The organism is Idiomarina baltica OS145 (assembly GCF_000152885.1).
Classification (GTDB): domain Bacteria; phylum Pseudomonadota; class Gammaproteobacteria; order Enterobacterales; family Alteromonadaceae; genus Idiomarina; species Idiomarina baltica.
Genome location: NZ_AAMX01000042.1, coordinates 1 through 9,056, shown reverse-complemented (window position 1 = coordinate 9,056; position 9,056 = coordinate 1). Strand labels below are relative to the sequence as shown.

Here is a 9,056-nt window from a genome sequence, read left to right as displayed (position 1 = left end):
TTTAGCAAGTGTACACAGAGGTGTAATTTATGAAAAAGTTAACAGCATTATTTGCTGCTGCGCTTTTAGCCGCAGCACCAGGTATTGCATCAGCACAAGCTGCTGGTAGCAACGGTGGTGGTGCTGCTCAAGCATCTGGCGCTGGCGCTGGTTCAGGCGCAGGCGCAGGCGCTGCTGGCGCAGCTGGCGCTGGCATTGGTGGTTTGAGCGCCGGTGCTATTGGTGTTATCGCAACGAGCGTCGTTGTTGGAACAGCAGTAGCTACAGACGGTGGTGCAGACGATGCAGAAATCGATGACGGAGACAACGGTGGCACGCCTCCGACTACGAGTACAAATACGTCAACAACAACCACGACTTCTACAAATACATCGACCAACGGTTAATCATTTGGGAAGTATGGGCTAAAACCGCTGTGAGAACAGCGGTTTTTTTATGTCTTTTGTCATTAGAAATTAACGTAACAAAGATGGAACATCTTTATGGGTATCGCGTTTCCCTGTAAACGAAGTAAAAGGTTTTTCGCTCTACTAATTGTCAGTGGGCTGCTGTCCGCATGTGGGTCACGGGTTTCGAGTGTTGCCGATACGGTGAAATTCGCATTTTCGGGACCTCAGGACGTAACCTTGACCGCTTCGCAAATAAATCAATTAAACTATGCTACAACGTACGCAACGTTAAGCGGTCAACCTAGAGCCGCGATAGTACTGACGTTTATCGATCACTCGGCAGCGTACGGACAACAAACGCAGTGGGCCGCTCAAGATGATGAAATCATATTGTTACGCAACGGACGTCTGTATGGGACACGCAACTTGCGCGACGAGTTTAGTGCCGTAAAGTATGATGTGCTCGGTATCGAGAGTGCTCAAACGGATCCTTTAAACTGTTATCTGCGCAGCGCGCAAGCCCCTCAAAACTGTGCTAAATCCTGGCAAGCGATGGCAACCGTTACTTCCGATTTTCGTGATATTCGCTACGATCTAACGAGCCAGATTAGCGAGGTGAGCCATGAATCGGTCGCACTCTCGAATGCCACGTTAGATGCAGTAAAAGTCACTGAGACATTGACGGTAAAAGCCCAGCACGGTGGTTCGCATAAATACAAGAATACGTATTGGTTTGCTCATCATCAGTTAATCAAGAGTGACCAACAGCTGGTGCCAGAACTTCCGCGTCTGACGACTGAGTCAATCAAGATGATAGGTGGGCTTGAATAATGATGAATCGTATGTTCCAAACGTTAGTCGCCGGGTTGTTAATTGTGTCGTTTTCAGCTTTAGCACAGCAACATCATCCCGTCACGTTGACTTGGAAAACCGCAACTAGCGAACATAATTACACGATTAATCCAAATGCGACGTTGGGTGACTTCTTAGCACAACAAGTGAACGATCCGACCGTTTACAACTGGGCTGCCTCGCGACTTGTTTCAGATGATCTCACTCGACAAGTAGAGCGCGAAAGAACTGCAGTGCTAGCTGAATTAAACTTACAAAAACAAAGTGCATTGAGTTCGGGTGAGTCAGAACGAGCGGCAGCGTTAAATGATATCCGCAGTTGGCTAGCAGCCTTACCGTTAGCGGGATCGCACTTCATCGGTGTTCCATTTTATCAGTTACGGGCCCATAAGAACTTTAATCCACAAATGCAGTTACCTAAACAGCGCACGCAGTTAACGCTGGTTTCGCCCAAGACTCAGAATGTTATAAAAGCAGAGGTGGTTGGCGCCGTCAATTCACCAATTTTAGTTGAACCTGGAACTGACTTGGTAACCGCTTTAGAACGTGCTCAGCCCAATCCACATGCTTTAGATAGTCGTGTTTGGCTTATCAAACAAAATGGAACCGTAATTCACATGCCTGCGGCGGTTTATAATCAAAACCAAGCTGCGGTCTGTTACAGACATGAAACGGCACTGCCATGGATCGATGTCGAACAGTGGCAAGGCATTGATTGTTGGCCAGATGAGGCAGTCAATGAGGGCGACATAATCTTTGTGGGATTAAAGAATGCAGTAAACCTCAATAAACGAATAAGCCAATTACTTAAACATCGAGCGATATTTCAATGAGTTCTATGAAAACGGTGAAACATATAACCCCACTATTTTTGCTATCAGCCGTGTTCTCGGTAACGAAGGTGCAAGCGCAAGATATCAGTGAGCATATGATTGGACAGCCAACGCAAAGTGACTTTGGTGGCGTTGGCTTAATGCAAATGCCGACGGCTCGAATGGGGCGCTCAGGTGAGTTCACATTATTTTATTACGACAACGAAGAATATCGTCGTATGGCATTCAACATGCAGCTTTTCCCTTGGTTTGAAGCGACTATTCGATATAACGATATTCGTACACGCTTATACAGCTCATCTCCAGAGTTTAGTGGCGATCAAACTTATAAGGATCGAGGTGTCGATGTTAAATTTCGTTTGTGGGAAGAGTCGAAATGGATACCCGAATTAAGTGTGGGATTACGTGACCTTGCTGGAACGGGAAAGTTTGCCGGCGAGTACATCGTTGCCTCAAAACGCTATAAGAATTTTGATTTTACTCTCGGATTAGGCTGGGGGAACTTAGGCACAAACGATAATATCTCGAATCCATTTTGCGAAGTCACGGACCGCTTTTGTAATCGACCTGAGGGCACCACCGCACGGGGCGGCACCTTTGAGACGGATAAGTGGTTCCGAGGAGACACGTCGCTATTTGCTGGCGTTGAATATCAGACGCCATGGGATCCTTTATCAATAAAAGTGGAATACGAGGGGAATGATTACTCGGATGAAGTGTCTGGTACGCCAATTGTACAAGACAGTCACTTTAATTATGGTGTGCATTATCGGGTGACTGATAACTTAAACGTGCAGTTAAGTTATGAACGCGGCAACACATGGATGTTCGGGTTTAACCTACGTGCTAACTTTAATGATATTAAGCAATATAAAAAGCGTGAGCGCAAACGCGATAAGTCAGACTTTGCTGATCGTCCGGTCGATATGAAGCAAGTCAATACGGATAAGCTAGTCACGGATTTACGCGCCGAGGGCGGTTGGCTGAGCCACAATATCGCGCTTTCAGACGATGGTAAAACGCTTTCGTTAACCGGTTACCCTATTGGCTATAGTAATCAAATGGAGGCGCTGGATAGATCTTCTCGCGTTTTACTGACAGAACTTCCTGACTCGATTGAGCAGTATCAATTTATCGATAGCGTTCTGGGTATGCCGATGAGTCAAACTAACGTTGATGCTGTAAAGCTTGAAGATAATGTGAAGCAACGTTACTTAACAAAACATGATGAAATCTATCGACTGACGGAAGTAAATGAGTCACAGGATAACACGCTATATGATCAACCGTTCGAGCTTGGTTGGCCGCGTGTCAGTGCTCGTCCTTATTTAGTCCAGAGTTTTGGCGGTCCTGAAAACTTTTACATGTACCAGCTGAGCGCCGACATACAAATGAATTGGCAGTTAGCCAATAATTTTGTTGTAACCGGCGCTCTGGGTGTAAATCTACTGACCAATTATGACGAATTTAATTTCTTAGTCCCTGGCTCAGATGAGGCGCCATTGCCTCGGGTACGTACCTATATTCGTGAGTACGTCACTTACTCTGATGTTTGGCTAGATGATCTGCAAGCGACTTATATCAAGCAATGGAATCAAAATTTGTATACCTCAGTTTATGGTGGGTATTTCGAACGAATGTTTGGTGGTGTCGGGTTCGAGACCCTATACAATCCACTCAATCAGGGCTGGGCGATTGGTATTGATATTAACTATGCAAAGCAGCGCGACTTTGATAGTTATACTGGCTTCCGCGATTACTCGGTCGTGACCGGACATGTGACGGGCTATTGGAAAGTCCCCAAGCTTGATGATGTTCTTGTGAAAGTGGCATTGGGACGCTTCTTGGCCAAGGACGTCGGTGTGCAAGTGAACTTCGAGAAGAAATTCGATAGTGGTATTATCGTTGGCGCTTATGCCGCGAAGACTGATGTATCGGCAGACGAGTACGGTGAAGGCAGCTTTACTAAAGGCTTCTACTTAAGTATTCCGTTTGACTTGATGCAGATTTATGACTCGGTTGGTCGTGCCAGTTTTGGCTGGACACCGCTTACACGCGATGGCGGTCAAATGTTGATGCGTTCACAACGTTTATTTGGCGTGACCGAGCCGCGTAACCGCTACTATACCGAATCTGATTTATATAAGTAGAGCGAAGAAGGCGAGAGAAGTGAAAATTACAGTTGCAGGAACAGGCTATGTCGGTCTCTCCAATGCGGTGCTACTGTCGCAAAATAACGAGGTGGTTGCCTACGATATCGATCCTGAGAAGATCGATTCCATTAACCGTAGGCAAGCACCGATTGTGGATACAGAATTACAGCAGTACTTAACGGAAAAACCATTATTTCTCAACGCCACGAATGATGCAGCAGAAGCATTTAGTGACTGTGATTGGGTGATTGTAGCTACGCCGACAGATTATGATCCGATGACGAATCACTTTAATACCGCGTCGGTCGAAAGTGTCATTCAGCAAGTTATTACAGTCAATCCTGATGCAGTCATTGTGATTAAATCCACGGTGCCTGTAGGTTATACTGAGAAAATAAAACGCCAGTTTAATACCAACAATATTATGTTTTCACCTGAGTTTTTACGTGAAGGTAGGGCGTTGTTTGATAACTTATATCCTTCACGTATTATTGTAGGTGAACGCTCCGAGCGGGCAAATTTATTCGCGGGCTTATTGCAGCAAGGCGCGATTAAGCAAGATATTCCAGTTTTGACAACCGATAGCACCGAAGCAGAAGCTATCAAACTATTTGCGAATACCTACTTAGCAATGCGTGTTGCCTACTTTAATGAACTTGATACATATGCCGAAGTCCACGGCTTAGATACGCGGCAAATCATTGAGGGAGTTTGTCTCGACCCTCGAATTGGTGATCACTATAATAATCCAAGCTTTGGTTATGGTGGCTATTGTCTACCCAAGGACACCAAGCAACTCCTCGCAAATTATCATCAAGTGCCGCAAACGCTGATACAAGCGATAGTCGATGCGAATACAACCAGAAAGGACTTCGTAGCGCACCAAATCGCTGCCAAACAACCCGAACACGTTGGTATTTATCGCTTGGTGATGAAAACCGGGTCTGATAATTTTCGGGCTTCCGCTGTGCAAGGAATCATAAGCCGTTTGAAGGAACGTCAACTTAATGTCGTTATCTATGAACCGGTGCTCGAAGAGGAAAACTTTTTGGGATGTGAGGTTATTCGTGATCTCTCAGTATTTAAAAGTAAAGCGGACTTGATTGTGAGTAATCGTCTTACCGAAGAACTCTTCGATGTTGCAGATCGCGTTTACACCAGAGATTTGTTTAATGCCGATTAAACATTAATATCATTTGATAATCTTTCTAGTGAAACAGACATACGCTAATAACTATAGTTTTAAAAGGCCGGTGAATGAATAAGAGTATCCTATTAACAGGTGGCACAGGTTATATTGGCTCCCACACAACCCTCGAACTTTTAAATAACGGCTATGAGGTGGTAGTCATTGATAATCTCTCAAATAGTAGCCGTGAGAGTTTAAAGCGCGTTGAGCAATTGACACAAAAATCCGTGACCTTTGCACAGGTCGATGTGCGTGACGCAGAGGCATTAAACCAAGTATTTGAGAACCATAATATTCAGTCTGTGTTGCATTTTGCTGGCCACAAAGCGGTCGGTGAAAGTGTGGAAAAGCCCATTCAATATTACCAAAATAATGTCGCGGGTACGTTAACGCTGTGTGAGGTGATGGCGCGAAATAATGTATTTGAACTGATTTTTTCATCGTCAGCTACAGTTTATGGAGCAAACGCGCAATCGCCAATTAGTGAGTCAATGCCGATTGGTGCAACGACAAATCCGTACGGAACCAGCAAATATATGGTGGAGCGGATGCTGATGGATCTAGCCGCTTCGGATCCTCGTTGGCGCATCGCTACATTGCGCTATTTTAACCCAGTCGGTGCACACCGATCTGGCCAAATAGGCGAAGACCCCAATGGTATACCGAATAATCTCGTGCCTTTTGTCAGTCAGGTCGCTGTAGGTAAACTCGATCAGTTACAGGTATTCGGTAATGATTATGATACGACCGATGGCACGGGCGTTCGTGATTATATTCATGTTGTCGATCTGGCGTTAGGACATATTGCGGCATTGCGTTATATGGACAGTCACCAAGGTTTTGAGGCCTTTAACTTAGGCACAGGTAAAGGCTACTCAGTCTTGGAAGTGGTGGACGCTTTTGAGCAACAGTCTGGATTGAATATCCCCTATACGGTTGCGCAGCGTCGACCGGGTGATATTGCAAAATGTTTTGCAAACCCAGAAAAGGCGAGCAAGCTGCTAGGTTGGCAAGCCAAGTGTGAATTAGCAGAAATGATGCGAGATACTTGGCATTGGCAGTCGCAGAACCCGAATGGATACGACCAATAAGCGATAGACTCATCATGTTAAAAATAAAAAGCACTGACTCAAACCGCACACTGCTCTCACTTGACGATAGTTATTTATTTGACGACGTTCACGATTGGCGTGCGCAACGCCTTACCGAGATTGACCTTAAACCGGCAAAGCAGCAACTGGTTATTGGCGAATATAAGAACGTGACAGAGGGTCGAAAGGTCACTCATACGTTGTGTAGAAGCCGTGCGGCCATTGAAGCACTTCAACAACCCACTCATTCTTTTACAGCGATTGTAAACAAAATTCGCTCGAGTCAGTGGCTGGGTGTCACGGGAAAACCCATTACCGACGTTGTAAATATTGGTGTCGGAGGATCGGATTTAGGTCCTCAAATGGCAAGTTTTGCACTCAAAGAGTTTGATGATGAATCGTCTTCAAGCGCGGTTGATGTCCACTTTGTCTCATCGATGGATGGTGGGCAGCTATACGCAGTCCTTCCTATCGTTGATCCAGAAACCACGTTATTTGTAATTGCTTCAAAATCATTTGGCACGATAGATACGTTCGCGAATGTGGACACCGTAAAGTGCTGGGTGAATCATGTCATGTCCGAGTCAGCTTGGCTGGAGCACCATGTCATTGGTGTGTCTTCTAATAAGGAGAAAATGACGGCTTACGGTATACCTGAACATCACCAGCTCAGCTTTGACGAAGGCGTAGGCGGGCGTTTCTCGCTGTGGTCCACGATAGGTCTCAGTATTGCAGTGTCTATCGGTATGGCGCCATTTTGTAAGATGTTAGCCGGTGCGTTAGCGGTGGACGAGCATTTTTTAACTGTACCAGATAACGACAACGTACCTGTTCGATTGGCGTTAAATGGTGTCTATTTACGTCAGCAAAAGGGCATCAATAATTTAGCAATTTTGCCTTATGATGGGCGTTTACGCATGCTGCCTTCCTATCTTCAGCAACTGGATATGGAAAGTAATGGTAAGCAGGCCACACGTGACAATAAATCTTTGCATCAGCCGACAGGACCCATTTTATGGGGCGGATTTGGTCCAAATGGGCAACATGCCTTTTATCAGCATTTACATCAAGGCTACGATGATTTTGCGGCTGATTTCGTACTGGTTCTTAATCGAAGTGCTACGAGGTTTCCTCCACAAGTAGCAGCCTCTTTGCAACAGCAACAACGGCTCTCTGTGGCAAACTGTCTAGCTCATCGACGCCTGCTGTGGTGGGGTGACAAAAGTGTTGAATCGCCGCGCGATAATTACCCGGGGAGTCATGCATCGAATCTTCTTCTCTTAGATGAATTGACGCCAGAGAGCTTTGGCGCATTGATAGCAGTGTACGAACACAAGATATTCATTCAAGGACTGCTGTGGGATGTTAACTCCTTTGACCAACCGGGTGTTGAGAAAGGTAAAAAGTACGCCCTCTCAGTGCTAGATGCGCTCTCGGATAATCAGAGTGAAGACTTCGACGATGTGACTAACGCGTTGATAGATTATTATCGCCAGCATATAAATAGAGACAGCTAATGTTTAAACGCGACGTGATACGCATTGCGCGAGAGGCAGGGGCGGCTATCATGCGGGTAAAGCAAGAGCATTCGCTTCAGGTTTCAACGAAAGCTGATGAGAGTCCTGTGACCCAGGCTGATTTAGCGGCGCACCATGTGATTGTCGATGCCTTGCGAAAACTAGCAACAACATACCCTGTGATATCGGAAGAGTGTTGTGATATTTCCTGGAGCCAACGCAAAAACTGGCATCGTTACTGGTTAGTTGACCCTCTAGATGGCACGCAAGAATTCATTAAAGGTAACGATGAGTTTAGCGTTAATATCGCGTTGATCGAGCAGGGAGTTCCCATTTTAGGGGTTGTCTATGCACCTGCTTTAGATGATCTTTATTACGGTGAGCGCGATGTCGGCGCAGAGCTTAATGGACAATCGATTACTGCGGTTACTCGAGTGCCAGAAACACTACGTGTGATGATCTCACGTTCACACCCTTCTGAAGAAACCTTAACTTGGCTTGAGCAACTCACGGTGCCTTATGAGACGATTGCAGTGGGAAGCGCACTCAAACTGTGTTGGATTGCAGCGGGCAAAGCAGATTTATATCCTCGCCTAGGGCCCACCAGCGAATGGGATATTGCCGCCGGTCAAGCTGTATTACTATCAGCAGGGGGTGTTGTAAATAAAATTAACGGAGAACCCTTGCGGTATAACCAAAAAGAGTCCTTCTTAAATCCGTCGTTTATCGCTAAAACAAGGGCTTATGTCATATAGTTATGAGAATATGAAATATTAGTAACAACTAATTTACAAAATGTTACATTTTGTTCGATTTGGGGGTTACTAAATATTAACAACTTGGTGTAGGATTGGTGGTCCTGGGTAAAAACACAACAACGAGGTTCCCATGACAACCAAATCTTTCAAGCTGGCCTCTCTGTCAGCAGCAGTGCTTTTAGGCCTCACGGCATGTGGGGGCAGCGATGATACAAACTATGCTCCCGAGGTGAGTGGGCAAAACATTGCGTCAGCACAACAGTGGTCTCCAGTT

The 9,056-nt window shown here is 45.7% G+C and carries 8 protein-coding genes; all 8 read left to right on the top strand.

What is annotated here, in order from left to right; all coding sequences use genetic code 11:
• Nucleotides 1-29 precede the first annotated feature (29 nt).
• The gene (locus OS145_RS13360) at nt 30-386 is read left to right on the top strand and encodes a hypothetical protein (RefSeq protein WP_006954171.1); all 357 of its coding nucleotides are present in this window, start codon (nt 30-32) and stop codon (nt 384-386) included.
• 96 nt (nt 387-482) lie between these two features.
• Nucleotides 483-1,220, top strand: coding sequence for a YjbF family lipoprotein (locus OS145_RS01410; protein ID WP_006954170.1), 738 nt, complete (start codon nt 483-485; stop codon nt 1,218-1,220).
• Nucleotides 1,220-2,074 carry a capsule biosynthesis GfcC D2 domain-containing protein gene (locus OS145_RS01405; protein WP_006954169.1) on the top strand — a complete coding sequence of 285 codons (855 nt, stop codon included), beginning with the start codon at nt 1,220-1,222 and terminating at the stop codon, nt 2,072-2,074. The genes OS145_RS01410 and OS145_RS01405 overlap by 1 nt, the downstream gene beginning before the upstream one ends.
• A 5-nt stretch (nt 2,075-2,079) precedes the next feature.
• Nucleotides 2,080-4,224 carry a YjbH domain-containing protein gene (locus tag OS145_RS01400; protein ID WP_165477435.1) on the top strand — a complete coding sequence of 715 codons (2,145 nt, stop codon included), beginning with the start codon at nt 2,080-2,082 and terminating at the stop codon, nt 4,222-4,224.
• A 19-nt stretch (nt 4,225-4,243) separates the two neighbouring features.
• Nucleotides 4,244-5,410, top strand: coding sequence for a nucleotide sugar dehydrogenase (locus tag OS145_RS01395; protein ID WP_006954167.1), 1,167 nt, complete (start codon nt 4,244-4,246; stop codon nt 5,408-5,410).
• Between the two features lie 74 nt (nt 5,411-5,484).
• The gene (gene galE, locus OS145_RS01390) at nt 5,485-6,507 is read left to right on the top strand and encodes a UDP-glucose 4-epimerase GalE (RefSeq protein WP_006954166.1); all 1,023 of its coding nucleotides are present in this window, start codon (nt 5,485-5,487) and stop codon (nt 6,505-6,507) included.
• 14 nt (nt 6,508-6,521) lie between these two features.
• Nucleotides 6,522-8,024 carry a glucose-6-phosphate isomerase gene (gene pgi / locus OS145_RS01385; RefSeq protein WP_006954165.1) on the top strand — a complete coding sequence of 501 codons (1,503 nt, stop codon included), beginning with the start codon at nt 6,522-6,524 and terminating at the stop codon, nt 8,022-8,024.
• Entirely contained in the window at nt 8,024-8,779 is a 756-nt protein-coding gene (gene cysQ, locus OS145_RS01380; RefSeq protein ID WP_006954164.1) for a 3'(2'),5'-bisphosphate nucleotidase CysQ, read from the top strand. Before pgi ends, cysQ begins: the two co-directional genes overlap by 1 nt.
• The last annotated feature ends 277 nt before the right edge of the window (nt 8,780-9,056 follow it).